Annotated in this window: 25 protein-coding genes; 15 read left to right on the top strand and 10 right to left on the bottom strand. The window is 63.0% G+C overall.

All coding sequences use genetic code 11. The features are described 5' to 3' along the window. On the bottom strand, nt 1-1306 hold a 1306-nt coding region (gene atzF, locus NTD88_RS08500; RefSeq protein ID WP_262191721.1), incomplete at its 3' end, for an allophanate hydrolase. A gap of 288 nt (nt 1307-1594) precedes the next feature. Between atzF and NTD88_RS08495 the strand changes: the two genes are divergently transcribed. The 7 genes from NTD88_RS08495 to NTD88_RS08465 all read left to right on the top strand — a co-directional run bounded on the left by NTD88_RS08495 (nt 1595) and on the right by NTD88_RS08465 (nt 6510). Continuing rightward, entirely contained in the window at nt 1595-2974 is a 1380-nt protein-coding gene (locus NTD88_RS08495; RefSeq protein WP_095157320.1) for a nucleobase:cation symporter-2 family protein, read from the top strand. Nucleotides 2975-3060: 86 nt separating this feature from the next. After that, nucleotides 3061-3453, top strand: coding sequence for a sulfurtransferase complex subunit TusD (tusD, locus tag NTD88_RS08490; protein WP_095157318.1), 393 nt, complete (start codon nt 3061-3063; stop codon nt 3451-3453). A 1-nt stretch (nt 3454) separates the two neighbouring features. Beyond that, nucleotides 3455-3814, top strand: a complete 360-nt coding sequence (tusC, locus tag NTD88_RS08485) for a sulfurtransferase complex subunit TusC (RefSeq protein ID WP_095157316.1) — start codon at nt 3455-3457, stop codon at nt 3812-3814. Further along, complete coding sequence (tusB, locus tag NTD88_RS08480) at nt 3814-4104, top strand: sulfurtransferase complex subunit TusB (protein WP_262154167.1); 291 nt, start codon at nt 3814-3816, stop codon at nt 4102-4104. The genes tusC and tusB overlap by 1 nt, the downstream gene beginning before the upstream one ends. Beyond that, nucleotides 4101-4436, top strand: a complete 336-nt coding sequence (locus NTD88_RS08475) for a TusE/DsrC/DsvC family sulfur relay protein (RefSeq protein WP_095157312.1) — start codon at nt 4101-4103, stop codon at nt 4434-4436. The genes tusB and NTD88_RS08475 overlap by 4 nt, the downstream gene beginning before the upstream one ends. Next, a complete protein-coding gene (locus NTD88_RS08470) occupies nt 4433-5428 on the top strand; it encodes a glycosyl transferase family protein (RefSeq protein ID WP_262154166.1) in 996 nt (331 codons plus the stop codon). The genes NTD88_RS08475 and NTD88_RS08470 overlap by 4 nt, the downstream gene beginning before the upstream one ends. 113 nt (nt 5429-5541) lie before the next feature. Further along, entirely contained in the window at nt 5542-6510 is a 969-nt protein-coding gene (locus NTD88_RS08465) for a glutathione S-transferase family protein (protein WP_262154165.1), read from the top strand. A 93-nt stretch (nt 6511-6603) separates the two neighbouring features. Here NTD88_RS08465 and cysG read toward each other — a convergent pair whose 3' ends face one another. From cysG to ftsK, 6 genes are all read right to left on the bottom strand, one after another. Further along, nucleotides 6604-7992 carry a siroheme synthase CysG gene (gene cysG / locus NTD88_RS08460; protein WP_262154164.1) on the bottom strand — a complete coding sequence of 463 codons (1389 nt, stop codon included), beginning with the start codon at nt 7990-7992 and terminating at the stop codon, nt 6604-6606. Beyond that, nucleotides 7993-9273 (bottom strand): serine--tRNA ligase, encoded by a 1281-nt coding sequence (serS, locus tag NTD88_RS08455; protein ID WP_095157304.1) that lies wholly within the window; start codon nt 9271-9273, stop codon nt 7993-7995. A 27-nt stretch (nt 9274-9300) separates the two neighbouring features. Then, on the bottom strand, nt 9301-9675 hold the full coding sequence (crcB, locus tag NTD88_RS08450; protein ID WP_095157302.1) for a fluoride efflux transporter CrcB: 375 nt from the start codon (nt 9673-9675) through the stop codon (nt 9301-9303). Continuing rightward, a complete protein-coding gene (locus NTD88_RS08445; protein ID WP_095157300.1) occupies nt 9672-10997 on the bottom strand; it encodes a replication-associated recombination protein A in 1326 nt (441 codons plus the stop codon). The genes crcB and NTD88_RS08445 overlap by 4 nt, the downstream gene beginning before the upstream one ends. A gap of 18 nt (nt 10998-11015) precedes the next feature. Then, nucleotides 11016-11639, bottom strand: coding sequence for an outer membrane lipoprotein chaperone LolA (lolA, locus tag NTD88_RS08440; RefSeq protein WP_262154163.1), 624 nt, complete (start codon nt 11637-11639; stop codon nt 11016-11018). A gap of 63 nt (nt 11640-11702) precedes the next feature. Then, on the bottom strand, nt 11703-14108 hold the full coding sequence (gene ftsK / locus NTD88_RS08435) for a DNA translocase FtsK (protein WP_262154162.1): 2406 nt from the start codon (nt 14106-14108) through the stop codon (nt 11703-11705). 377 nt (nt 14109-14485) lie between these two features. Here ftsK and aat point away from each other — a divergent pair, with 377 nt between their 5' ends. From aat to infA, 3 genes are all read left to right on the top strand, one after another. Further along, nucleotides 14486-15181 carry a leucyl/phenylalanyl-tRNA--protein transferase gene (aat, locus tag NTD88_RS08430; RefSeq protein ID WP_095157294.1) on the top strand — a complete coding sequence of 232 codons (696 nt, stop codon included), beginning with the start codon at nt 14486-14488 and terminating at the stop codon, nt 15179-15181. Between the two features lie 55 nt (nt 15182-15236). Further along, nucleotides 15237-15944: an arginyltransferase gene (locus NTD88_RS08425; RefSeq protein ID WP_110972431.1), complete on the top strand. Its 708-nt coding sequence runs from the start codon at nt 15237-15239 to the stop codon at nt 15942-15944. Nucleotides 15945-16046: 102 nt separating this feature from the next. Next, nucleotides 16047-16265, top strand: a complete 219-nt coding sequence (gene infA / locus NTD88_RS08420) for a translation initiation factor IF-1 (RefSeq protein ID WP_002553999.1) — start codon at nt 16047-16049, stop codon at nt 16263-16265. 96 nt (nt 16266-16361) lie between these two features. On the opposite strand, the gene clpA is transcribed toward infA, so the two are convergent. Both clpA and clpS read right to left on the bottom strand, forming a co-directional pair. Continuing rightward, nucleotides 16362-18632 carry an ATP-dependent Clp protease ATP-binding subunit ClpA gene (gene clpA, locus NTD88_RS08415; RefSeq protein WP_095157290.1) on the bottom strand — a complete coding sequence of 757 codons (2271 nt, stop codon included), beginning with the start codon at nt 18630-18632 and terminating at the stop codon, nt 16362-16364. Nucleotides 18633-18662: 30 nt separating this feature from the next. Continuing rightward, nucleotides 18663-19025 (bottom strand): ATP-dependent Clp protease adapter ClpS, encoded by a 363-nt coding sequence (clpS, locus tag NTD88_RS08410; RefSeq protein ID WP_045188377.1) that lies wholly within the window; start codon nt 19023-19025, stop codon nt 18663-18665. A gap of 229 nt (nt 19026-19254) precedes the next feature. Between clpS and cspD the strand changes: the two genes are divergently transcribed. Then, nucleotides 19255-19506, top strand: coding sequence for a cold shock domain-containing protein CspD (gene cspD, locus NTD88_RS08405; RefSeq protein WP_095157288.1), 252 nt, complete (start codon nt 19255-19257; stop codon nt 19504-19506). A 66-nt stretch (nt 19507-19572) separates the two neighbouring features. Here the strand turns inward: cspD and icd are convergent, their stop codons facing one another. Further along, nucleotides 19573-20829: an NADP-dependent isocitrate dehydrogenase gene (gene icd / locus NTD88_RS08400; RefSeq protein ID WP_095157286.1), complete on the bottom strand. Its 1257-nt coding sequence runs from the start codon at nt 20827-20829 to the stop codon at nt 19573-19575. Nucleotides 20830-21247: 418 nt separating this feature from the next. Between icd and NTD88_RS08395 the strand changes: the two genes are divergently transcribed. The 4 genes from NTD88_RS08395 (at nt 21248) to hflD (ending at nt 25796) form a co-directional block, all read left to right on the top strand. Then, complete coding sequence (locus tag NTD88_RS08395) at nt 21248-23473, top strand: NADP-dependent isocitrate dehydrogenase (protein ID WP_095157284.1); 2226 nt, start codon at nt 21248-21250, stop codon at nt 23471-23473. Between the two features lie 80 nt (nt 23474-23553). Further along, on the top strand, nt 23554-23994 hold the full coding sequence (locus NTD88_RS08390; protein ID WP_095157282.1) for an NUDIX hydrolase: 441 nt from the start codon (nt 23554-23556) through the stop codon (nt 23992-23994). A gap of 69 nt (nt 23995-24063) precedes the next feature. Beyond that, a complete protein-coding gene (gene mnmA, locus NTD88_RS08385) occupies nt 24064-25179 on the top strand; it encodes a tRNA 2-thiouridine(34) synthase MnmA (protein ID WP_095157280.1) in 1116 nt (371 codons plus the stop codon). Then, nucleotides 25176-25796: a high frequency lysogenization protein HflD gene (gene hflD / locus NTD88_RS08380; protein ID WP_095157278.1), complete on the top strand. Its 621-nt coding sequence runs from the start codon at nt 25176-25178 to the stop codon at nt 25794-25796. The genes mnmA and hflD overlap by 4 nt, the downstream gene beginning before the upstream one ends. The last annotated feature ends 104 nt before the right edge of the window (nt 25797-25900 follow it).

The raw sequence follows: 25900 nt of genomic DNA, 5'->3' as shown, positions 1-25900 counted from the left end.
CCGGGGCGATCAGGGTGATGCCCGCCGGCAGGCCGTCGTCGCGCAGGCCGGCGGGCAGGGCCAGGGCGCTGAGGTCGGCGAGGTTGGTGAAATTGGTGTAGGTGCCGAACTGGCTGTTGAACAGCACCGGCTCGGCCTGCATCTCGTCCAGCGTGCGCAGGGTCGGCGAGGTCGGCACCACCAGCGCATCGAAGCCGTCCAGGGCCAGCTCGATGGCGCGGCTCAGCCCCGCCCGCGCGTACTCGGCACGGAAGGCATCACAGGCGCTGAAGCCGAGGCCACCCTCGACGATGCCGCGCACCACCGGGTTGATCGTCTCGGGCGCCGACGCCAGCATCGCCGACACCGCCACCGTGCGTTCCGCGACCCAAGGGCCTTGATAAAGCTGGCTGGCCAGTTCACGGAACGGCGCGAAATCGACGATCACCAGTTCCGCACCGAGTTCGCGCAGACGCTCCAGCGACTGCTGGTAGACCGCCTCGTTGCCGTGGTCGCCAAAGAATTCCAAGCTATCCGGCACCGCCAGACGTGGCGTCGCGCCGATCGCCACGGGCGCCGTGCCGGGGTTGCGCCGGGAGTAGGCGTCACCCGCGTCAAAGCCGCCGGCGACGGTCAGCACCCGCTCGGCATCCGCCACGGTCAGGGCGAAGATCGAGATGCAGTCCAGGGTGCGGCAGGCCGGCACCAGTCCTTTGTTCGACAGCAGGCCCTTGGTCGGCTTCAGTCCGACGATATTGTTGAACCCCGCCGGCACCCGGCCCGAGCCCGCGGTGTCGGTGCCCAGCGAAAACGCCACCAGCCCGCGCGCCACCACCGACGCCGAGCCGGAACTGGACCCGCCGCTGACGTAGGCCGGATCGAAGCTGTTGGGCACGGCGCCGTAGGGCGAGCGGGTGCCCACCAGGCCGGTGGCGAACTGGTCCAGGTTGGTCTTGCCCAGCAACACCGCGCCGGCCGCTTGCAGACGGCCGACCACCGTGGCGTCTTCGCCGGCGACATAAGCGAATTCCGGGCACGCGGCAGTGGTCGGCCAACCGGCGGCATCGATGTTGTCCTTGACCGCGAAGGGCACGCCGTACAGCGGCAGCTTCGCCAGGTCGCCGTCCACCGCCGCCCGTTGCGCGGCCAGGCCCGCGAGGCGCGCGCTCAACTGTTCCGGCGACACCCGGGTGATCCACGCCGGGTCGCTGTCGGGGAACTGTTGCAGCAGTTCGAAAAGAAAGTCCGGGGTCAGGTCGCCGCTTGCGTAAGCGTGCTGCCAATCACCGAGAGTCCAGCCGAGGGTCCGCAGAGGAAGGGATTGCATGGGGGGTACTCCATCTTGTATCCAAGTTTGGATTCGCTGGAGCAAAGGTCGGGCCAAGTGAAGGAAAAGTTTGCAGATCAATAGGTTATCGGGGCACTGGCTGTAGGAAAGATCACCACCCTGCTGCAGGGTGGTGCGGGGTGCTTGGTTGTGGTGCTGACAGGACCGCCGCGCGGTCTTTGGCGACGGTTCGGGGCAAAGAGCCGCAAAACGGTGCCGAACCCGCACTACCCCAAACCGCCCCGCCCCCGTAGAATGCGCTCCTTTTTTTCCTGGGGCAGAACGTCCATGAGCTCAATCGAACAAGGTCCCGGCGCACCGGCGCAGGCCAATGAACTGGTGCTTGGCCTGGAAGACCGGCCCCGCCTGTTGATCGGCCTGCTGGCCGCGTTGCAGCACCTGCTGGCGATCATCGTGCCGATCGTCACCCCGGGGCTGCTGATCTGTCAGGCGCTGGGCGTGTCGGCCCGCGATACCAACCTGATCGTGTCGATGTCGCTGGTCATCTCCGGCATCGCCACCTTCGTCCAGTGCCGGCGCTTCGGGCCGTTCGGCGCCGGGCTGCTGATCGTCCAGGGCACCAGCTTCAACTTCGTCGGCCCGCTGATCGCCGGCGGCGCGCTGATGGTCAAGCAAGGCACGCCGGTGGAAGCGGTGATGGCGGCGATCTTCGGCGTGGTCATCGCCGGTTCGTTCGTGGAAATGGGCATCTCGCGCATCCTGCCGTTCGTCAAACGCCTGATCACCCCGCTGGTGACCGGCATCGTCGTGCTGATGATCGGCCTGACCCTGATCAAGGTCGGCCTGATCAGCATGGGCGGCGGTTTCGCCGCGATGGGCAACGGCACCTTCGCCAACGGCGAGAACCTGCTGCTGTCCGGCGTGGTGCTGGCGATCATCGTCGTGCTTAACCGTATTCCGCTGGTGTGGATGCGCAGTTGCGCCATCGTCATTGCCCTGGCCGTCGGCTATGCCCTGGCCGGTTACATGGGCCGCCTGGACTTCACCGGCATGCACGAAGCGGCGCTGTTCCAGGTGCCGGTGCCGCTGCATTTCGGCCTCGGTTTCTCCTGGGCACTGTTCATTCCGATGCTGGTGATCTACCTGGTCACCTCGCTGGAAGCCATCGGTGACGTCACCGCCACCAGCAAGGTCTCGCGCCAGCCGGTGGAAGGCCCGCTGTGGATGCAGCGGATCAAGGGCGGCGTGCTGGTCAACGGCGCCAACTCGCTGCTGGCGGGCGTGTTCAACACCTTCCCGAGCTCGATCTTCGCGCAGAACAACGGCGTGATTCAGCTCACCGGCATCGCCAGCCGCCATATCGGCGTGTGGATTGCCCTGATGCTGGTGGTGCTGGGCCTGTTCCCGGCCGTCGCCGGGGTGATCCAGGCCGTGCCGGAACCCGTGCTCGGCGGCGCCGCCATGGTGATGTTCGGCGCGGTCGCGGCCTCGGGGATCAATATCCTCGCCAGCACCAGCCTCGACCGCCGCGCCCTGCTGATCATCGCCGTGTCCCTGGCCTTGGGCCTGGGCGTGGCGCAGGTGCCGGAGTTCCTCGCACACATGCCGTCGGCGCTGCGCAACGTGCTGGAATCCGGCGTCGCCACCGGCGGTATCTGCGCGCTGGTGCTGAACTGGTTCCTCCCGGAAGCCCGCCGCGAAGACTGAAGCACGCGTCCGCGACGCCAAAGCCCGCAGCCTGCTGCGGGCTTTTTGTTTTATCATTCCCGCAGTTTTTTCCCACAGAGCCTGCCATGAAGTTCGCCATCGCAGTTTTTTCCCCAGGCCACGCGCCCTCCTCGCGCCGGGCCCTGCTCTTCGCCCAGGCGGCCCTGGCCGGCGGGCACGAGATTGTCCGGTTGTTCTTCTACCAGGACGGCGTGCACAGCGCCTCGGCCAACGTGGTCACGCCGCAGGACGAAGCTGATATTCCCGCGCAGTGGCGCGCCTTCGTCAGCGACCACCAGCTCGACGCCGTGGTCTGCATCGCCGCCGCCCTGCGCCGTGGCGTGCTGAATGAAGAAGAAGCCACGCGCTACCAGCGCCCGGCGGTGAACCTGCCAGCGCCGTGGGAACTGTCCGGTCTCGGCCAGTTGCACGAAGCCGCGCAAACCGCCGACCGTCTGGTCTGCTTCGGAGGTGATTGAAATGGCCAAGTCCCTGTTGATCATCAGCCGCCAGGCGCCGTGGAGTGGCCCATCGGCCCGCGAAGCGCTGGATATCGCCCTGGCCGGCGGCGCCTTCGACCTGCCGCTGGGCATGCTGTTTCTCGATGACGGCGTGTTCCAGCTCGCCGCTGCTCAACAACCGGCGTTGCTGCAACAGAAGAACCTCGCGGCCAACCTCCAGGCGCTGCCGATGTTCGGCGTCGAAGAACTGTTCGCCGCCGCCAGCAGCCTGCGCGAGCGCGGCTTGGCCGCCGAGGGCCTGAGCCTGCCGGTGGAGGTGCTGGATGACATGGCCCTCGCCGCGCTGATCGACCGTTTTGACCAGGTGGTAACCCTCTGATGAGCACCCTGCACGTCATTTCCCATTCGCCCTTCAGCGACAACCGCCTCTACAGTTGCCTGCGCCTGCTGGGCCCCCACGATGGCCTGCTGCTGTGCGGCGACGCGGTCTACGCGCTGCAACCCGGCAGCGCGCCCCTCGCCGGGTTGCGCACCCTCGGCCCGCGCCTCTACGTCCTCGAAGAAGACCTGCAGGCCCGCGCCATCACCGAGAGTCCGGCCACCGCCGTCGACTACCCGGGCTTCGTCGCGCTGTCCTTGAACTACGACAAGGTCAATAGCTGGTTATGAGCACCCTTACCGTCAACGGCCGCGACATCGCCCTGGACAAGGACGGCTACCTGGTCGAGCTGAGCGACTGGTCCGAAGACGTCGCCCGGGCCCTGGCCGCCCGCGAGTCGCTGGAACTGAGCGCCGATCACTGGGAAGTGCTGACGCTGCTGCGCCAGTTCTACCAGGAGTTCGAGCTGTCGCCAGCGACCCGCCCGCTGATCAAGTACACCGCCCTCAAGCTCGGCGTGGAAAAAGGCAACAGCCTGCACCTCAACCGCCTGTTCAACGGCACTCCCGCCAAACTCGCCGCCAAGCTGGCGGGCCTGCCCAAGCCGACCAACTGCATATGAATTCACCACTCCCGCTCGTTACCGAAACCCCGGAAGAACACCCCTTCGCCCAGTTCGTGCGCATCCTCGGCAAGGGCAAGCGCGGCGCCCGCGGCCTGACCCGCGAGGAAGCCCGCGAGGCCATGGGCCTGCTGCTCGACGGCAAGGTCGAGGACACCCAGCTCGGCGCCTTCCTGATGCTGCTGCGGCACAAGGAAGAAAGCCCGGAAGAACTGGCCGGCTTCACCGAAGCCCTGCGCCAGCGCCTGAATGCCCCGGCCATCGCCGTCGATATCGACTGGCCAAGCTACGCCGGCAAGAAGCGTCACCTGCCCTGGTACCTGCTGGCAGCGCGCTGCCTGGCGATCAATGACGTGCGCATCCTGATGCACGGCGGCGGCGCACATACCGCCGGGCGCCTGTATACCGAGCAGGTGCTGGATCTGGTCGGTATACCGTTGTGCCGCAACTGGCGCGAAGTCGAGACGGCCCTTGAACAGCACAACCTTGCCTTCTTCCCGTTGCAGGACTGGGCGCCGGGCCTGCAACGCATGATCGACCTGCGCAACACCCTCGGCCTGCGCTCGCCGATCCACTCCCTGGCGCGGGTGCTCAATCCGCTGGGTGCGCGCTGCGGCCTGCAGAGCATCTTCCATCCCGGTTACCAGGCGGTGCACCGCGAAGCCAGTCGCTTGCTCGGTGACCGCGCCATAGTGGTCAAGGGCGACGGCGGCGAGATCGAGATCAACCCGGATGCCACCAGCCATCTCTACGGCACTGCCGACAGCGCGGACTGGGACGAGGAATGGCCGCAGATGTCGGAGCAGCGCCATGTGAAGCCGGCCAGCCTGGAGCCGGATCATTTGCTTCGGGTCTGGTGTGGTGAGGCCAGCGACAGTTATGGCGAGATGGCGGTGGTCGCGACCATGGCCCTGGCCCTGCGTGGCCTGGGCCACAGCCGGGACGACGCCTTCGCCAAAGCCCGTGAATACTGGGCAACGCGCCTGGTCTGATAACAACCCATCGAATCCATCGATCAAAAACCCGGGATCTTTGCGCTATTTGTTCGAACTGAAGTCCGTAGACTGGGCTCCAACTTCTATACGAATTGCCAAGGAGCCCCCTCATGGGCCTGTTGATCGACGGACGCTGGCACGACCAGTGGTACAAAAGCAGCAAGGACGGCGCCTTCGAGCGCGAAAACGCCCAACGCCGCAACGCCCTGCCCGCCCCTGAGGCCGGGCGTTATCACCTCTACGTGTCGCTGGCCTGCCCGTGGGCTCATCGCACCCTGATCCTGCGCAAGCTCAAGGGCCTGGAAAGCCTGATCGACGTCTCGGTGGTCAGTTGGCTGATGGGCGAACAGGGCTGGACCTTCGACCAGAGCCAGGGCTCCACCGGCGACAAACTCGACGGCCTCGACTACCTGCACCAGCGCTACACCCGCGACGACCCGCATTACACCGGCCGCGTGACCGTGCCGGTGCTCTGGGACAAGCAGGAGCAGCGCATCGTCAACAACGAGTCGTCGCAGATCATCCGCATCTTCAACAGCGACTTCGATGAACTCACCGGCAATCGCCTGGACCTCTACCCCGAACCGCTGCGGGCGAAGATCGACGCGCTCAACGAGCGGATTTACCCGGCGGTCAACAACGGCGTCTACCGCGCAGGCTTCGCCACCTCGCAGGCGGCCTACGAAGAAGCGTTCGATGCCTTGTTCGCGGAGCTGGATGCGTTGGAGCAGCTACTGGACGGGCAGCGTTACCTGGCCGGGGATTACCTGACCGAGGCTGATGTGCGCCTTTTCACCACCATCGTCCGCTTCGACGCGGTGTACCACGGCCACTTCAAATGCAACCTGCGGCGCATCGAGGATTATCCGAACCTGAGCAACTGGCTGAGGGAGTTGTATCAATGGCCAGGCGTGGCCGAGACGGTGGACATGGAGCATATCCAGCGCCACTACTACATGAGCCACAAGACCATCAACCCGAACGGCATCGTGCCCAAGGGGCCGTTGCAGGACTTTGGGCGGGCGCATGATCGGGAAAGGCTGGTTGGGCGGGGGATCTGGAAGAAAACCGGCGTCTGAATGACATTTGGGTCGCTGTGCGGCCTTCGCGAGCAAGCTCGCTCCTACACGGTCGGCGTAGGAGCGAGCTTGCTCGCGATGGCCCAAAAACGACTAGCCCTGAGCCCCTTCGAACCACTTCAGCTTGTCCCGCAACTGCACCACCTCCCCGACGATCACCAGCGTCGGCGCATGAACCTCATGCTCCGCCACCAGTTGCGGCAGGTCAGCCAGGGTGCCGGTGAAGACCCGCTGGTTCTTGGTGGTGCCCTGCTGGACCAGCGCCGCCGGCGTATCCGCCGCGCGACCGTGGCGAATCAGCTCGGCGCAAATGGTCGGCAAGCCGACCAGCCCCATATAGAACACCAGGGTCTGGGCCGGCGCGACCAGATCATCCCAAGGCAAATTGCTGCTGCCGTCCTTGAGGTGACCGGTCACGAAACGCACCGACTGGGCGTAATCACGGTGAGTCAGTGGAATGCCGGCGTAGGCCGAGCAACCGCTGGCAGCCGTGATCCCGGGCACTACCTGGAACGGGATGCCCTGCTCCGCCAGTTCCTCGATTTCCTCGCCACCACGACCAAAGATGAACGGGTCGCCGCCTTTCAGACGCAGCACCCGTTTGCCCTGACGGGCCAGGTCCACCAGTTGCTGGTTGATCTGGTCCTGCGGTACGGAGTGATCGGCGCGGCGCTTGCCCACATAAATGCGCTCGGCATCGCGCCGGCACATCTCGATGATCGCCGGAGCCACCAGACGGTCGTAAAGCACCACGTCGGCCTGCTGCATCAGGCGCAGCGCGCGGAAGGTCAGCAGGTCCGGATCACCCGGGCCGGCACCGACCAGATACACCTCACCCGGATTTTGCTGGGTCGCGCCATCCACCTTGGCCTGCAACAGGCGTTCGGCTTCGGCGCCCTGCCCGGCCAGTTGCCGCTCGGCGATCGGGCCCTGAAACACTTCTTCCCAGAAACCGCGACGCTGATTGACGTCCGGGTAGAGCCCCTTGACCCGCTCGCGAAAACGCGCGGCCAGACCGGCAAGCTCACCATAGGCGGCAGGAATCCAAGTCTCCAGACGGGCGCGGATCAACCGCGCCAGCACCGGGGCGTCTCCGCCACTGGACACCGCGACCACCAGCGGCGAACGGTCGACGATAGCCGGGAAAATCACCGAGCACAGCGCCGGCGCGTCCACCACGTTGACCGGTACGCAACGACGCCGCGCATCCGCTGAAACCTGGGCGTTGAGCGCCGGGTCGTCGGTGGCGGCGATGATCAGTTGGCAGTCATCCAGATCGCTTTCCTGATAGCCGCGGTCCAGGGTCTGGCCTCCACTGTGCCGAGCCAGCTCGGCCAGTTGCCCTTCGATCTCGGGCGCGACCACGCGCAGCCTGGCCCCGGCGTCGGCCAGCAGGCGAGATTTGCGCAAGGCAATCTCGCCGCCACCGACCACCAGCACCTGACTGCCACGCAAATTGTGGAACAGCGGCAAAAACTCCATTTAGCCGATGACCTCGAGGCCACCCATGTACGGCTTGAGGACTTCTGGCACACGGATGGTGCCGTCGGCCTGCTGGTAGTTCTCCAGCACCGCGACCAGGGTACGGCCAACCGCCAGGCCCGAACCGTTGAGGGTGTGCACCAGCTCCGGCTTGCCGGTTTCCGGGTTGCGCCAGCGGGCCTGCATGCGGCGCGCCTGGAAGTCGCCACAGTTGGAGCACGAGGAAATCTCGCGGTACTTGTCCTGGCTCGGCACCCAGACTTCCAGGTCGTAGGTCTTCACCGCACTGAAGCCCATGTCGCCGGTGCACAGCGCCAGCACGCGGTACGGCAACTCCAGCGCCTGCAGCACGCGCTCGGCATTGCGGGTCAGGCCTTCCAGCGCTTCCATCGACGTGCTCGGCTCGACGATCTGGACCATCTCGACCTTGTCGAACTGGTGCTGGCGGATCATGCCGCGGGTGTCACGGCCCGATGCACCGGCTTCGCTGCGGAAGCACGGGGTGTGGGCGACGAACTTGATCGGCAGTTGCTTGGCGTCGACGATTTCGCCAGCGACGATGTTGGTCAGCGACACTTCAGCGGTCGGGATCAGGTAGAAATCGGCCTCGCCTTCGCGGCTGATCTTGAACAGGTCTTCCTCGAACTTCGGCAACTGGCCGGTACCTTGCAGCGCCGGCGCCTGGACCAGGTACGGGGTGTAGGCCTCTTCGTAACCGTGCTCGTTGATGTGCAGGTTGATCATGAACTGCGCGAGGGCGCGGTGCAGGCGGGCAATCGGGCCACGCAGCAGGGCGAAGCGCGCGCCGGACAGCTTGGCGGCGGTCTCGAAGTCCAGGTAGCCGTCGCGCTCGCCGAGGGCAACGTGGTCCTGGATCGGGAAGTCGAACGCGCGCGGAGTACCCCAGCGACGCACTTCGACGTTGCCGTCTTCATCCGCGCCCACCGGGACGCTGGCGTCCGGCAGGTTGGGCAGGGTCAGCAGGATCTGGTCCAGCTCGGACTGGATCGCGTCCAGCTCGACCTTGCCGGCGGCCAGTTCGCCCGCCATGCGCTCGACGTCCGCCATCAGCGGCGCGATGTCCTCGCCCTTGGCCTTGGCCTGGCCGATGGACTTGGAACGGGCGTTACGCTCGGCCTGCAGTTGTTCGGTCCGGGTCTGCACCGTCTTGCGGCGCTCTTCCAGGGACTCGATGCGCGCGACATCCAGGCTGAAGCCACGGGAGGCCAGGCGGTCCGCCACTTCCTGAAGTTGGCCGCGTAACAGTTTGGAATCGAGCATATCGTTCTCTCGTTATGTAGGTGTGGTTCAGATTCGGGTCAATGCCAGGCCGGCCCAAGTCGCGAGCAGGCCGCCCAGCACGCTGGCCGCGGCATAGCCGAAGGCCAACGGCGCCTGCCCGCTTTCGAGCAGGCGCACGGTATCCAGTGAAAAAGATGAAAACGTGGTCAGGCCGCCGAGGAACCCGACGATCAGGCCGGCACGCAGCTCGACCGGCACGAACGGGCGATGCAGAAAAAGCCCGTAGAGCAGGCCGATCAGCAGACAGCCGATCAGATTGACCGCCAGCGTACCGAGATAAAAGTGGCGAGGCCAGTGGGCGTTGACCCAGTTGGCAGCGGCAAAACGCAGCAGTGTACCGGCAATCCCCCCGGCGCTGACGGCGGCAACGAGTGCAATCACGGTTTTCTCCGCTGCCGGGGACTGGTCCGGTCAAGCTCGGCCAGGTGCTTGAGCTTCTCGCCGATCTTCAGTTCCAGGCCCCGCGGCACCGGCTGGTAATACTGGCGCGGCTCGAGTTCGTCGGGGAAATAGTCTTCGCCGGCGGCATAAGCGTCCGGCTCGTCATGGGCGTAGCGGTACTCCTCGCCGTAGCCCAGTTGTTTCATCAGCTTGGTCGGGGCATTGCGCAAATGCAGCGGCACTTCCAGCGAACCGTGCTCGGCGGCTTCGCGCAGCGCGGTCTTGAAGCCCATGTACACGGCGTTGCTCTTCGGCGCGCAGGCGAGGTAGGTGATGGCCTGGGCCACCGCCAGCTCGCCTTCCGGGCTGCCGAGCCGCTCCTGCACGTCCCAGGCCGACAGGCACAGGCTCAGGGCACGCGGGTCGGCGTTGCCGATGTCTTCGCTGGCCATGCGCACCACGCGCCGGGCCAGGTACAGCGGGTCGCAACCGCCGTCGAGCATCCGCGCAAACCAGTACAACGCCGCATCCGGGTTGGAGCCGCGGATGGATTTGTGCAAGGCCGAGATCTGGTCGTAGAACGCTTCGCCGCCCTTGTCGAAACGCCGACGGCTGTCACCCAGCAGGCTTTGCAGCAGATCGACGCCAATCTCGCCGCCGTCTTCGGCCAGGTCCGAGGCGTTTTCGAGGAAGTTGAGCAGGCGCCGGCCATCACCATCGGCGGCGGCAAGCAGCATCTTGAACGCCTCATCGCCGAGGCTCAGGTTGCGCTTGCCCAGTCCGCGCTCCTCGGTCAACGCACGCTGCGCCAGACGACGCAGGGCTTCTTCATCGAGGCTTTTGAGCACATACACCCGTGCCCGCGACAGCAGCGCGTTGTTCAGCTCGAAAGAGGGGTTTTCGGTGGTCGCGCCGATGAAAATCAGCGTGCCATCTTCGACATAGGGCAGGAACGCATCCTGCTGGGACTTGTTGAAACGGTGCACTTCATCGACGAAGAGGATGGTCCGTCGCCCGTACTGGGCCGCCTGCTGCTTGGCGATTTCCACCGCATGGCGGATTTCCTTGACCCCGGCGAGGACCGCCGACACCGTTTCGAAATGCGCATCGCAGAACTGCGCCAGCAACCGCGCCAGGGTCGTCTTGCCGACGCCGGGCGGGCCCCAGAAAATCATCGAATGCAGCGCGCCCTGCTCCAGTGCCTCGCGCAGCGGCTTGCCGCGCGCCAGCAGGTGCTGCTGACCGACGTATTCATCCAGATTGAGCGCGCGCATGCGCGCGGCCAAGGGCTGGGATACCGGTTCACTGCGAAACAGGTCCATGGACGGCTGTACGACCTCTTACTCTTTGATCACATCCGCGCCAGCGGGGATGTCGAACTTGAACTTGCTGGCCGGCACCGGCTCGTTGGCCTTGACGCCGTTGAACAGGATATTGGTACGCGAGCCGGTGGTGTCGACCAGTTGCATGTCATTCACCAGGCCGCGACGGAAGGACAGGCGCAGGGAATCGAACAGGCTGTCCTTGGTTTTCGGCTTGAGGGTGAAATCCATGACGTCGCCCTGCTCCTTCGAGGTGATATCGAAGCTCTGGCTGATCTTGGAAATATCACCGGAAAGCAACAGGGCCGGGGTCTGGGTCAGGCGCTCGTCCAGTTTCTTGACGGTGGCCTGCTCCAGGTCCGGGTCCCACAGGGTAACGTTCTTGCCATCGGAGACCACCACCTGCTCCTGCGGCGCGTCGGTGTGCCAGTAGAACAGGCCCGGACGCTGGACCACCATCTGCCCGGCGGTTTCCTGCAACTGGGTGCCGCCGGCATCGAGGGTCAGCTGGGAGAAACGGGCTTCGATGGTCTTCGAGTTGTTCAACAACTGGCTCAGGCGAGCCACATCCGCCTCGGCGGCAAAGGCCGAAACGCTGGACAGGCTCAAAGCGGAAATCAACATCATGCGAATCAGGCGCATGGCAATCCTCGTTGCAGAATGAATGAACCGGCGGGCATCGCTGCCCGCCGGCTGAATGGGGTATCAGTCCCGCGAAGGTCCCGGTGCGAGGACTTCACGTGAGCCGTTGGTGTTCATGGCGGTGACCACACCGGCCATTTCCATCGCCTCGATCATCCGCGCGGCGCGGTTGTAGCCGATCTTCAGCTTGCGCTGTACTGCGGAAATCGACGCGCGGCGGCTCTCCAGAACGAACTGCACGGCTTCGTCGTAGAGCGCATCGGTCTCGGCGTCGTCGCTGCCATCGCCACCGCCGCCGCCATCGAAGCCGCTGCCGGCCTCTTCGACGCCGCTGAGAATGTCTTCGTTGTAGTCCGGCGCGCCACGCAGTTTCCAGGCTTCAACCACGCGATGCACCTCGTCGTCGGAGACGAAGGCGCCGTGCACGCGAATCGGCAGGCTGGTGCCGGGCGGCATGTAGAGCATGTCACCGTGACCGAGCAGTTGCTCGGCGCCACCCTGGTCGATGATGGTCCGCGAGTCGATCTTGCTGGAGACCTGGAACGCCATGCGGGTCGGGATGTTGGCCTTGATCAGACCGGTGATGACGTCCACCGACGGCCGCTGGGTCGCGAGAATCAGGTGGATACCAGCAGCACGCGCCTTCTGTGCGATCCGGGCGATCAGCTCTTCGACCTTCTTGCCGACGATCATCATCATGTCGGCGAACTCGTCCACCACCACCACGATGGTCGGCAGCGTCTTCAGCAGCGGCGGCACGTCGTCCATGCTCTCGCGGCGGAACATCGGGTCGTAGATCGGCTCGCCGGCTTCCTCGGCGTCCTTCACCTTGCGGTTGAAGCCCGCGAGGTTACGCACGCCCATGGCCGCCATCAGCTTGTAGCGCCGTTCCATCTCGGCAACGCTCCAGCGCAGGGCGTTGGCGGCGTCCTTCATGTCGGTGACCACCGGGCACAGCAGGTGCGGAATGCCTTCGTAGATCGACAGTTCGAGCATCTTCGGGTCGATCATGATCAGCTTGGCGTCTTCCGGGCCCGACTTGAACAAGATCGACAGGATCATCGCGTTCACACCGACCGACTTACCGGAACCGGTGGTACCGGCTACCAGCAGGTGCGGCATCTTCGCCAGGTCAGTGATCACCGGCTTGCCGCCGATGTCGTGCCCCAGGGCCATGGTGACCGGCGACTTGGCCTCGTCGTACTGCGGCGACGACAGCACTTCGGAGAAGCGCACGATCTGCCGGTCTTCGTTGGGGATTTCGATACCGACGGTGGTCTTGCCGGGAATCACCTCGACCACCCGCACACTGGTTACCGCCAGCGAGCGCGCAAGGTCCTTGGCGAGGTTAGCGATACGGCTGACCTTGACCCCGGCCGCCGGCTGGATTTCGTAACGGGTGATCACAGGGCCCGGATGGATCGAATCCACCGAGACTTCGACACCGAATTCCTTCAGCTTGATTTCCAGCAGATGGCCGACGGCCGCCAGGGATTCGGGCGAGCGGTTGACCTGCTTCTTCTCGGCGGGATCGAGAATGGAGATCGGCGGCAGCGTGCCTTCGACGGCGCTGTCGACGAACAACGGCGCCTGCTTCTCTTTCTGCACGCGCTTGCTCGGTTCCGGCGCCGGAGCTGCGGCCGGCATGATGATTGGCGGGGCTTTCTGCTCGCGCTCGGCCACATGTTTGGTAAGGGCCTGATCGCGCTCAATGATGCGTTCGCGGGCTTTTACCTGCTCGCGGCGATCGGGGACGGTGGGGGCAACCACGTCATGGACCTGCTCGTCGACCTCGCGCAGTTGCGCAACCAGTTGCTTGCGTTCGTTGCGGGCAGTCCACCAGCGATTGGCGGCGCCCTGGATCAACTCGAAGAGATCGAGGGTGATCTTGCCGGTGATGTCCATCACCTTGAACCACGACAGGTCGGTGAATACCGTCAGGCCAAACAGGAACAGGGCGATGAACATCAGGGTGCTGCCCTGCACGTTCAGCGCGTTCTTGGCCAGGTCACCGAGGCTTTCGCCCAGCGCACCGCCCGCCGAGGCCGGCAGGCTGGGGGCGGAATGGAAATGAATGTGCGCCAGCGCGGCGCCGGACAGCACCAGGAACACCAGGCCGATCAGCCGCCAGGAGAACAGCCAGCCGCTCCACTGCCAGGGCTGGTGGCGCTCGCGGAAGATCTGCCAGGTCTTGATCGCCAGCAGCAGCGGGAAGATGTAGGCGAAATAACCCAGCACCATGAACAGGACGTCGGCAAAGAAGGCGCCTGCACGGCCTGCGGCATTCTGCACCTGATCGACGTTGCTGGTATGGCTGAAGCCCGGGTCGGCCTGGTCGTAGGTCAGCAAAGCCATCCACAGGTAAAGGCACAAGGCGCCCATGGCAATCAGGGCACCTTCCTTGAGCCTGTAATGCAACTGCTGGCGCCAGAGCGGCTCGGGATTGGGTGTTGCTGTGGGTTTCTTCAAAACTGGTCTATTCCTGCGCTTTTTGCGCGTCCAACCGTGATTGACCAACGGGCGCGGTCAACAAATCACTACTTTTAACATTACTGCCGACCTATCGCTATCGCGGCTCGGCGGATCGAACAGTCAGGCGGGTCAATTTCCCATGCAACAATTTGAGCACGCATTTTCTTTTGTGACAAAGGCTTATGCGGGGTTTTTGCGTAGTTGGGACAACTGCCCCCTGGTTAAGTTGCGCAAGAAGCAATTCGCCATCAGTTGCGCCGGACAAAAGCCTCTACCGCGCGGATTCCGCCAAGCGCCGGCAGGCTTGTCCCGCGGGGCTTTTTCGGGTCATGCTGGGCGCCCTCCTCTTCCCTCGGCGGCGTGACCGAATAACGATGCTGACCTGGCTCAACCGCAACACCCTGGACTTTCCACCTCTGGAAAAAGCCCTGCGGGAACCCAACGGCCTGCTCGCCGCCGGCGGCGACCTGCGCCCCGAACGCCTGGTGCAAGCCTATCGTCACGGCTGCTTTCCCTGGTATCAGGATGGCCAGCCGATCCTCTGGTGGTCGCCGGACCCTCGCACCGTGCTGTTTCCCGACGAGTTGCACGTGTCCCGCTCGCTGCGCAAGTTCATGCGCCAGGCGCGCTATGAGGTCAGTTTCGATCAGGACTTCAGCGCAGTAATCCAGGCCTGCGCCGCGCCGCGCAGCTACGCCGACGGCACCTGGATCACCGACAACATGCAGGCGGCTTATGTCGAGTTGCATCGCCAGGGCCTCGCGCACTCCGTGGAGGTGCGCCAGGACAGCGAACTGGTGGGCGGCCTCTATGGCCTGGCGATGGGCCGGTTGTTCTTCGGCGAATCCATGTTCAGTCGGGCCGACAACGCGTCCAAGGTCGGCTTCGTGACACTGGTCGAGCACTTGCGCGAGGCGGGGTTCGTTCTCATCGACTGCCAGATGCCGACCGAGCACCTGCACAGCCTTGGCGCACGCGCCATCGCCCGTGCGACCTTCGCCGATTATCTGCGCCAGTACCTGGACCAGCCCAATCGCGCCACCTGGATCTGCCAGCGAGCCGTTTGCTAGGCGAGTTTTCAGAGCTGGCTTACACTTAGAAAAAACACCTGCCGAGGGGTTGATCATGACTGAGTTGGCGCGGTTGAAGTTCTATGCCACTCAACCCCATGCCTGCAGCTACCTGCCTGACGAGCAAGCCACCACGCTGTTTCTCGATCCGAGCCAGCCGATGGACGCCAACGTCTACGCGGACCTGTCGGAAATGGGCTTTCGCCGCAGCGGCGACCACCTGTACCGGCCCCATTGCCAGAATTGCAATGCCTGCGTACCGGCACGCATCCCGGCTGCGCGCTTTACCCCCAATCGCCAGCAGAAACGCATCATCAAGCGCAACGCCGACCTGGTGGTGAGCCCCGCCCGCCCTTCGTTCAACGAAGAGTACTTCGACCTCTACCGACGCTACATCGAGCAGCGCCATGCTGACGGTGACATGTACCCTCCCAGTCGCGACCAGTTCTCGACCTTTCTGGTCCGGGACCTGCCATTCTCCCGTTTCTACGAGTTCCGCCTGGACGGCAAACTGGTCGCTATCGCGGTGACCGACCTGCTGCCCAACGGACTTTCGGCGGTCTACACCTTCTACGAACCTACAGAAGAACGCCGCAGCCTCGGCCGTTATGCCATCCTGTGGCAGATCGGCGAAACCCTGCGCCTTGGTCTCGATGCCGTTTACCTTGGCTACTGGATCAAGAACTGCAAAAAAATGAACTACAAGACCCAATACCGCCCTATTGAACTGCTGATCAACCAGCGCTGGGTCACCCTGAACTGAAAACCTTGGCTTGACCTCCATTTTTCGGGCACAATGCACGCCACTTTTTGTAGCTGGGTACTTCTGTGCCGGGCCATAACTGAACACCGAGGGCTTTACTGCATGTCGAAAGAAGACAGCTTCGAAATGGAAGGCACTGTCGTCGACACCCTGCCCAACACCATGTTCCGCGTGGAGTTGGAAAACGGGCACGTCGTAACCGCGCACATCTCCGGAAAGATGCGCAAGAACTACATTCGTATCCTTACTGGTGACAAGGTCCGCGTCGAGCTGACGCCTTACGACCTCAGCAAAGGCCGCATCACCTACCGCGCCCGCTAAAGTCGATACGAAAAAAGCCCGGCAATCGCCGGGCTTTTTTTCGTGTCGAACAAAGCAGTGAACCTGCTGCGGGGGCGAACCCCCGCGAGCAAGCCATCAGGCCATTTCGGCCGTGGTCTCGAAATCGAAGACCAGTTCGCCGTCGCGGATGTCGATGTGCACCACACCGCCATGGTCGGCCAGTTCCCCAAACAGGATTTCCTCGGCCAGTGGCCGCTTGATCTTGTCCTGGATAAGCCGCGCCATTGGACGAGCCCCCATCTGCGCATCGTAGCCGCCAACCGCCAGCCAGTTGCGTGCTGCATCGGACACTTCCAGCAGGACACGCTTGTCCTCCAGTTGCGCCTGCAGCTCGGTGAGGAACTTGTCCACCACGCTCTTGATCGTCTCGTGAGTCAGGCGACCAAACTGGATGATGGTGTCCAGACGGTTGCGGAACTCCGGCGTGAAGCTCTTCTTGATCACTTCCATCGCATCGGACGAGTGGTCCTGATGCGTGAAACCGATGGAAGCACGCGCCGCAGTTTCGGCGCCGGCGTTGGTGGTCATGATGACGATCACGTTGCGGAAGTCCGCCTTGCGCCCGTTGTTGTCCGTCAAGGTGCCGTGGTCCATGACCTGCAGCAGCAGGTTGAAGACTTCCGGATGCGCCTTTTCGATCTCGTCGAGCAACAGCACGCAATGCGGCTGCTTGGTGATGGCTTCGGTCAGCAGACCACCCTGGTCGAAGCCGACATAGCCCGGAGGCGCACCGATCAGGCGCGACACGGTATGCCGTTCCATGTACTCCGACATGTCGAAGCGAACCAGCTCGACACCCAGCGCCTTGGCCAGTTGCCGTGCCACCTCGGTCTTGCCCACCCCGGTCGGACCGGAGAACAGGAAGGAACCGACAGGCTTGTCAGGCGCTTTCAGACCCGCACGAGAGAGCTTGATAGCAGTGGCCAGCGAATCGATCGCCGCATCCTGACCGAACACGGTCAGTTTCAGGTCGCGCTCCAGGTTGCGCAGCAGTTCCTTGTCGGAGCTGCTGACATGCTTCGGCGGAATACGGGCGATCTTCGCCACGATGTCTTCGACCTGCTGCACCTCGATGCGCTTGACCCGAGCCTCGACCGGCTGCAGACGCTGATAGGCACCCGCCTCGTCGATCACATCAATGGCTTTGTCCGGCATGTGCCGGTCATTGATGTAGCGCGCTGCCAACTCGGCCGCTGCACGCAGGGCCTCGTCGCTGTACTCGATGCTGTGGTGGGACTCGAAACGCCCCTTCAGCCCGCGCAGGATGCCCACGGTGTCTTCGACCGACGGCTCGCTGACATCGACCTTCTGGAAGCGCCGCGCCAAGGCACGGTCCTTCTCGAAGATGCCACGGAACTCCTGGAAGGTCGTGGAACCGATGCAGCGGATGTCGCCAGAGGACAACAGCGGCTTGAGCAGGTTGGAGGCATCCATGACACCGCCGGATGCCGCGCCGGCACCGATGATGGTGTGGATTTCATCGATGAACAAAATTGCCTGCGGACGTTTGCGCAGTTCACCCAGGAGCGCCTTGAAGCGCTTCTCGAAGTCGCCGCGGTACTTGGTGCCGGCCAGCAAAGCGCCGAGGTCTAGCGAATAGACCACGCTCTGGGACAGCAGATCAGGCACCTGGCCGTCGACGATGCGCTTGGCCAGGCCTTCGGCGATCGCCGTCTTGCCGACACCGGCCTCGCCCACCAGCAGCGGGTTGTTCTTGCGCCGACGCGCGAGAATCTGTGCCACGCGCTCGACTTCGCTCTCACGCCCGACCAGCGGATCGATACGGCCCTGACGAGCGAGTTCGTTGAGGTTGCTGGCGTAGGCATCCAGGGGATTACTCGACGACGAGGTTTCGCCGCCGTCTTCGTCCTGCATTTCCTGCTCGCCTTCGGGGTGTTCGCCGTGGCCGGGCACTTTGGAAATGCCGTGCGCGATGTAGTTGACTACATCGATGCGAGCCACGCTTTGTTGCTTGAGAAGGAATACCGCCTGGCTTTCCTGCTCACTGAAAATGGCCACCAGTACGTTGGCGCCGGTCACTTCACGCTTGCCCGAGCTCTGTACATGGAAGACGGCACGCTGCAGCACACGCTGGAAGCCCAGGGTTGGCTGGGTTTCACGGTCCTCGTCATGGACGGGGATCAGTGGCGTGGTGGAGTCGATGAACTCCTGCAGATCGTGTTTGAGTTTGTCGAGATTCGCACCGCACGCGCGCAAAACAGTCGCGGCGGCCTCGTTATCCAGCAATGCCAGCAGAAGGTGTTCAACCGTCATGAACTCATGACGCTTGGAACGGGCCTCCTTGAAGGCCAGATTGAGGGTGACTTCGAGCTCGCGGTTTAACATAGCTTCACCTCATACCCAAGTGGTCGGCGATTAACCGTCCTTCTCGATTTCACAGAGTAGCGGATGCTGGCTTTCCCTTGCGTATTGGTTGACCTGCATGGCCTTGGTCTCGGCGATGTCACGGGTAAACAATCCGCACACTGCCCGTCCCTCGGTGTGGACGGCCAGCATGACCTTGGTCGCCAGCTCGCGGTTCAGGTTAAAAAACACCTCGAGCACTTCGACGACGAAATCCATCGGCGTGTAGTCATCGTTGAACAAAACCACCTTGTACATCGGTGGCGCCTGCAGCGCCGGCTTGGCTTCCTGTACGGCCAGGCCAGCACCATCGTCCTCATGCGATTGCGGGCGATCCTGATTGAATGTTAGTCGAATCTGGCTATGTGCATGCATGGAAAGAATTTCATCATTTCGACAGGTTAGGGTTGAGGGTTGACCGCTTGAACCGACGCCAGGCAACGGCCGTCGCCTGACCTTGACTATCAGCAAAACGGTGTTACAACCAATAAGAACCCACCGTGGTCAATAAAGGTCCGCGCAGTCAACCAGAATTTTCGCAGGTTATATGCGGATGGAGTGGATGATACTCCAGTGATGGAGTCCTTTGCAGAGGGATATGAGGATGGCAAGCGGTAAAGTCAAGTGGTTCAACAATGCCAAGGGCTATGGCTTCATCAATGAAGAAGGCAAGACCGAGGATCTGTTCGCTCACTATTCGGCAATCAAGATGGACGGTTATAAAACACTGAAAGCCGGACAAGCCGTGACTTTCGACATCATCCAGGGCCCCAAGGGACTTCATGCCGTGAACATCGGTGACAGCACCAGCACGACAGAGGTCAAGACCACAAACCCGATCACCGCCGACGCCTGACCTTCAACGCGGCGAAAAAAAACCGGCCAACCTCGTCATACGGGGCTGGCCGGTTTTTCATGCCGCTTACATGTGCTTGATCAGCGCTTCACCGAAGCCCGACGACGAAACCAGGGTCGCGCCTTCCATCAGACGTTCGAAGTCATAAGTCACCGTCTTGGCCCGGATGGCGCCGTTGGTGCCCTTGATGATCAGGTCGGCCGCTTCGGTCCAGCCGAGGTGGCGCAGCATCATTTCAGCGGAGAGGATCACCGAACCCGGGTTCACCTGGTCCTTGCCCGCGTATTTCGGCGCGGTGCCGTGGGTGGCTTCGAACATCGCCACGGTGTCGGACAGGTTGGCACCCGGCGCAATGCCGATACCACCGACCTCGGCCGCCAGGGCGTCGGACAGGTAGTCACCGTTGAGGTTGAGGGTCGCGATCACGTCGTACTCGGCCGGACGCAGCAGGATCTGCTGCAGCATGGCGTCGGCAATGGCGTCCTTGACTATCACTTCACGGCCGGTGTTCGGGTTCTTGAACTTCATCCACGGGCCGCCATCGAGCAGCTCGGCGCCGAATTCGTTCTTCGCCACCTCGTAGCCCCAATCCTTGAAGGCACCTTCGGTGAACTTCATGATGTTGCCTTTATGGACGATGGTCAGCGACTTGCGGTCGTTGTCCACGACGTATTGCAGGGCTTTGCGCACCAGGCGCTGGGTGCCTTCCTTGGAGACCGGCTTGATGCCGATGCCGCAATCCTGGTCGAAACGGATCTTGGTGACACCCATTTCTTCCTTGAGGAATTTGATGACCTTGTTGGCCTCAGGCGAACCGGCTTTCCATTCGATACCGGCGTAGATGTCTTCAGAGTTCTCGCGGAAGATCACCATGTCGACGTCGCCCGGCTTCTTCACAGGGCTCGGGACACCGTCGAACCAGACGACAGGACGCAGACAGACATACAGGTCAAGTTGCTGGCGCAGCGCTACGTTCAGCGAGCGGATGCCGCCACCGACCGGCGTGGTCAGCGGGCCCTTGATGGAAACCACGTAATCCTTCACCGCGTCGAGGGTTTCCTGGGGCAGCCAGGTGTCCTGGTCATAGACCTGGGTGGCCTTTTCGCCGGCGTAGACTTCCATCCAGGAAATCTTGCGCTTGCCGCCGTAAGCCTTCTCGACCGCAGCGTCGACCACCTTGATCATGACTGGGGAAACGTCTACCCCGATACCGTCGCCTTCAATGAACGGGATGATCGGATTGTCTGGAACATTGAGAGAATGGTCTGCGTTGACGGTGATTTTGTCGCCGACTGCCGGAACCTCGATTTTCTGGTATCCCATGCTGCACTCCGCTTTTTTTGGTTTGTAGTCTTCATGCAATCCCCAGAGCCTAACCCAGTTGACGGCGAACGGAAACCTTGCCCACAAAACCGTCACAAAGCCGAAAAAAGCTCTACATCTTTCGTCTATAAATGGTCATCCGACATCTTCGTCTTGATGATTAGGACCAAGGAATTGGTATACTGCGCCGGTGACTCAAGGGTCACTTGGGGGCGAGATGTCCGCTACAGGTCCCGCTGCCCCGACAAGACTGAGCTGTTACCGCGGTTCAGCCGTTTGACACTCGACTGATGCAATCCACCATCACAGCCCTGGATCCTCGACTTTCCGCTCATGGATGTGTCTGAGCGAAGCGCTTACCCTGCGCGCCCTACCGAGATCCCGAGCACGCTCAGCAAAACAGAGAGTTAACCCGAATATGTCCACCCGATCCAAGATCATCTACACCTTCACCGACGAAGCCCCGGCACTCGCCACCTACTCGCTGCTCCCCATCGTCGAAGCCTTCACCGCTACTGCCGACATCGCAGTAGAAACCCGGGACATCTCTCTCGCTGCCCGCCTCCTCTCCGCCTTCCCAGAACAACTCGGCGCCGAAAAGCAAGTGGCCGACCATCTGGCGGAACTGGGACAACTGGCGACGACCCCGGAAGCCAACATCATCAAGCTGCCGAACATCAGCGCCTCGGTGCCACAACTGAAGGCCGCGATCAAGGAGCTGCAAGCCAAGGGCTTCAACATTCCGGACTACCCGGAAGCACCGGCCAACGACGCTGAGAAAGAAGCCAAGGCACGCTACGACCGCATCAAGGGCAGCGCCGTGAACCCGGTTCTGCGTGAGGGCAACTCTGACCGCCGCGCACCACTGTCGGTCAAGAACTACGCCCGCAAACACCCGCACAAGATGGGTGCCTGGGCCGCTGACTCGAAGTCCCATGTCGCTCACATGAGCAACGGCGACTTCTACGGCAGCGAAAAAGCCGCCCTCATCGAAGCCGATGACAGCCTGCGTATCGAATTGCTGAGCAAAGACGGTTCCACCACCGTCCTGAAAGAAAAAACCTCGGTCAAGGCCGGCGAAATCATCGATTGCGCCGTACTGAGCACCAAGGCCCTGCGCGCCTTCATCGCCGCTGAAATCGAAGACGCCAAGGCTCAGGGCGTGCTGCTGTCGGTTCACCTGAAAGCCACCATGATGAAAGTCTCCGACCCAATCATGTTCGGCCAGATCGTTGCCGAGTACTACGCGGACGCGCTGAACAAGAACGCCGCCATCCTTGAGCAGATCGGCTTCAACCTGAACAACGGCATCGGCGACCTGTACGCCCGCATCAAGAACCTGCCAGCCGAGCAGCAGGCGCAGATCGAAGCCGACATCCAGGCTGTCTATGCCATCCGCCCTGCGCTGGCCATGGTCAACTCCGACAAGGGCATCACCAACCTGCACGTGCCGAGCGACGTTATCGTCGACGCCTCGATGCCGGCGATGATCCGTGACTCGGGCAAGATGTGGAACACCGAAGGCCAGCTGCAAGACACCAAGGCTGTCATTCCTGACCGCTGCTACGCGACCATCTACCAGGCCGTGATCGAAGACTGCAAGAAACACGGCGCCTTCGACCCGACCACCATGGGCAGCGTACCGAACGTCGGCCTGATGGCGCAGAAAGCCGAAGAGTACGGTTCTCACGACAAGACCTTCCAGGCCAAGGCCGATGGCGTCATCCGCGTACTGGACGGCCAGGGTAACCTGCTGCTGCAACAGGACGTCGAAGCCGGCGACATCTTCCGCATGTGCCAGACCAAGGACGCGCCGATCCAGGATTGGGTCAAGCTCGCCGTCAACCGCGCTCGCGCCAGCAACACCCCGGCGCTGTTCTGGCTCGACCCGCAACGCGCCCACGACGGCGTGCTGATCGAGAAAGTCCAGAAGTACCTGAAAGACCACGACACCGCTGGCCTGGACATCCGTGTCCTGTCGCCGGTCGAGGCAATGAAGGTTTCGCTGCAGCGTATCCGCGCCGGCCAGGACACCATCTCGGTGACCGGTAACGTGCTGCGCGACTACCTGACCGACCTGTTCCCGATCATGGAACTGGGCACCAGCGCCAAGATGCTGTCGATCGTTCCGCTGATGAACAACGGCGGCCTGTTCGAAACCGGCGCCGGTGGTTCGGCTCCGAAACACGTACAGCAACTGGTCGAAGAGAACTTCCTGCGCTGGGACTCGCTGGGCGAATTCCTGGCACTGGCTGCTTCCCTGGAACACCTGGGCAACACCTACGCCAACCCGAAAGCCAAGGTACTGGCTGCCACCCTGGACCAGGCCACCGGCCAGTTCCTGGACAGCAACAAGTCCCCTGCGCGCAAGGTCGGCAGCATCGACAACCGCGGCAGCCACTTCTACCTGACCCTGTACTGGGCCCAGGCACTGGCTGCACAGACTGAAGATGCCGCACTGCAGGCACGCTTCGCCCCGCTGGCCAAAGCCCTGGCTGAGAACGAAGCGACCATCGTCGCCGAGCTCAACGCCGTTCAAGGCAAGCCCGTCGAAATCGGTGGCTACTACTTCCCCGACGCCGAGCTGACCAGCAAGGTGATGCGCCCAAGCCAGACCCTGAACAGCGCGATTGCCGCACTCTAAGGTTCGCTTGACGTAACATCGGAAGCCCCGGCCACGCACCGGGGCTTCTGCTTTCTGCGCTCGCCACACAGGAACCTTTCATGACCTGGCAACCCCATATCACCGTCGCCACCATCGTCGAAGACCAGGGCCGCTTCCTGCTGGTCGAAGAATTCAAGGCCGGCAAGCACGTGTTCAACCAGCCCGCCGGCCACCTCGAAGCCAACGAAACCCTGCTTGAAGCCGCCCTGCGCGAAACCCTCGAAGAGACCGCCTGGGACGTCGAGCTGACCGGACTGGTCGGCATCTACCTCTATACCGCCCCCAGCAACGGCGTGACCTACCAGCGAATCTGCTTCGCCGCCCGCCCTGTCAAGCACCATGCCGATCGCGCCCTGGACAGCGATATCGTCCGCGCAGTGTGGATGACCCCGGAAGAACTGGCCGCGGACCCCGAGCGCTGGCGCAGCGAGCTGGTCCCGCGCTGCATCGAGGACTACCTGGCGGGGCCTTTGCACAGCCTTGAGCTGATCCGCAACTGAGCAGGTTTTCGCCTTGAAGGACGCAGCCTGATAGAATCGTCGTCTTTTTCCAGATACGCACCCATACCTATGTCCGAACCAGCTCTCCAAAAGGCACGCGTCATCGTCGGCATGTCCGGCGGCGTGGACTCTTCCGTTTCCGCCCTCCTGCTGATGGAGCAGGGCTACCAGGTGGAAGGCCTGTTCATGAAGAACTGGGAAGAGGACGACGGCACCGAGTACTGCACCGCCCGCGAAGACCTGGCCGACGCCCAGGCCGTGTGCGACCGCATCGGCATCAAGCTGCACACCGCCAACTTCGCCGCAGAGTACTGGGACAACGTCTTCGAGCACTTCCTTGAGGAATACAAGGCCGGCCGCACGCCGAACCCGGACATCCTCTGCAACCGCGAAATCAAGTTCAAAGCCTTTCTGGACTACGCCCTGGCCCTCGGCGCCGACCTGATCGCCACCGGCCACTACGTGCGCCGCCGCGACATCGACGGACGCACCGAACTGCTCAAGGGCCTTGACCCGAACAAGGACCAGAGCTACTTCCTCCACGCCGTCGGCGGCGAGCAGATCGCCCGCACCCTGTTCCCGGTCGGCGAACTGGAAAAACCCGAAGTCCGTGCAATTGCCGAAAAACACGGCCTGGCCACGGCCAAGAAGAAAGATTCCACCGGCATCTGCTTTATCGGCGAACGTCGTTTCAGCGACTTCCTCAAGCAGTACCTGCCGGCCCAGCCCGGCGAGATCCAGACCACCGACGGCGAAGTCATCGGCCAGCACCACGGCCTGATGTACCACACCATCGGCCAGCGCCAGGGTCTCGGCATCGGCGGCCTGAAAGATGCCGGCGACGAGCCTTGGTACGTGCTGGAAAAAGACCTCGGCCGCAACGTGCTGGTGGTCGGCCAAGGCAATGAACACCCATGGCTGTTCTCCCGCGCCCTGCTCGCCTCGGAAATCTTCTGGGTCAATCCGATCGATCTGTCCGCGCCACGCCGCCTGACCGCCAAGGTCCGTTACCGCCAGAGCGATCAGGACTGCACTCTGGAGCGCACCGAGAACGGCTACCGCGCCGTGTTCGACGAACCTCAGCGCGCCGTGACGCCCGGCCAGTCCGTGGTGTTCTACGACGGCGAAATCTGCCTCGGCGGCGGCGTGATCGAAACCGCCGAGCCGTGGAGCGCCCGCGGATGAGCCCGACCCAGGAGCAACTGATCGCCCTTGGCGGAGTTTTCCAGGCCGCAGTGCTGGTTGACCGCATCGCCCGCACCGGTTCGGCCAGCGAGGCCAATATCGGCTGCATGCTCGGCAGCCTGCTGGTGCGCGACCCGAAGGACACCCTGGAGGTGTTCGGCGGCGATGACATCAATCTGCGCGATGGCTACCGCGCCCTCGCCAGCGCCCTGGAACGCGATCCCGGCAGCCTGCAGCGCGAACCGCTGCGCTATGCCCTGTCGATGCTCGGCCTGGAGCGGCAACTGGCCAAGCGCGGCGACATGCTGGAAACCATCGGCAACCGCTTGCCGCAGATCCAGTCCCAGGCCGAGCATTTCGGCCTGGTTCACGAAAACGTCATCGCCTCCAGCGGCGCGCTGTATCAGGATACGTTGAGTACCCTGCGCCAACGCATCCAGGTGCATGGCGACATGCGCCACCTGCAACAACCGAACAATGCGTCGAAAATTCGCGCCCTGCTGCTCGCCGGCATTCGCGCCGCGCGCCTCTGGCGTCAGCTTGGCGGCCATCGCTGGCAGCTGGTTTTCAGCCGGCGCAAGCTGCTCAGCGAGCTGTACCCGATGCTGCGCGGCTAAGACGTAAAAGGTCGGCGCGAAGCCCGCGCCGACCCAGCGAAATACACGATCCGGCCGGCAATACCTTTTGTCAGCCACCCGACCCGGGGGCATTTTTCATGTAT

Origin of the sequence: Pseudomonas sp. 20P_3.2_Bac5, assembly GCF_025466035.1 — a bacterium.
GTDB lineage: Bacteria > Pseudomonadota > Gammaproteobacteria > Pseudomonadales > Pseudomonadaceae > Aquipseudomonas.
The sequence above is the reverse complement of the archived record's forward strand: the minus strand, read 5'-3'. Positions and strand labels throughout refer to the sequence as shown.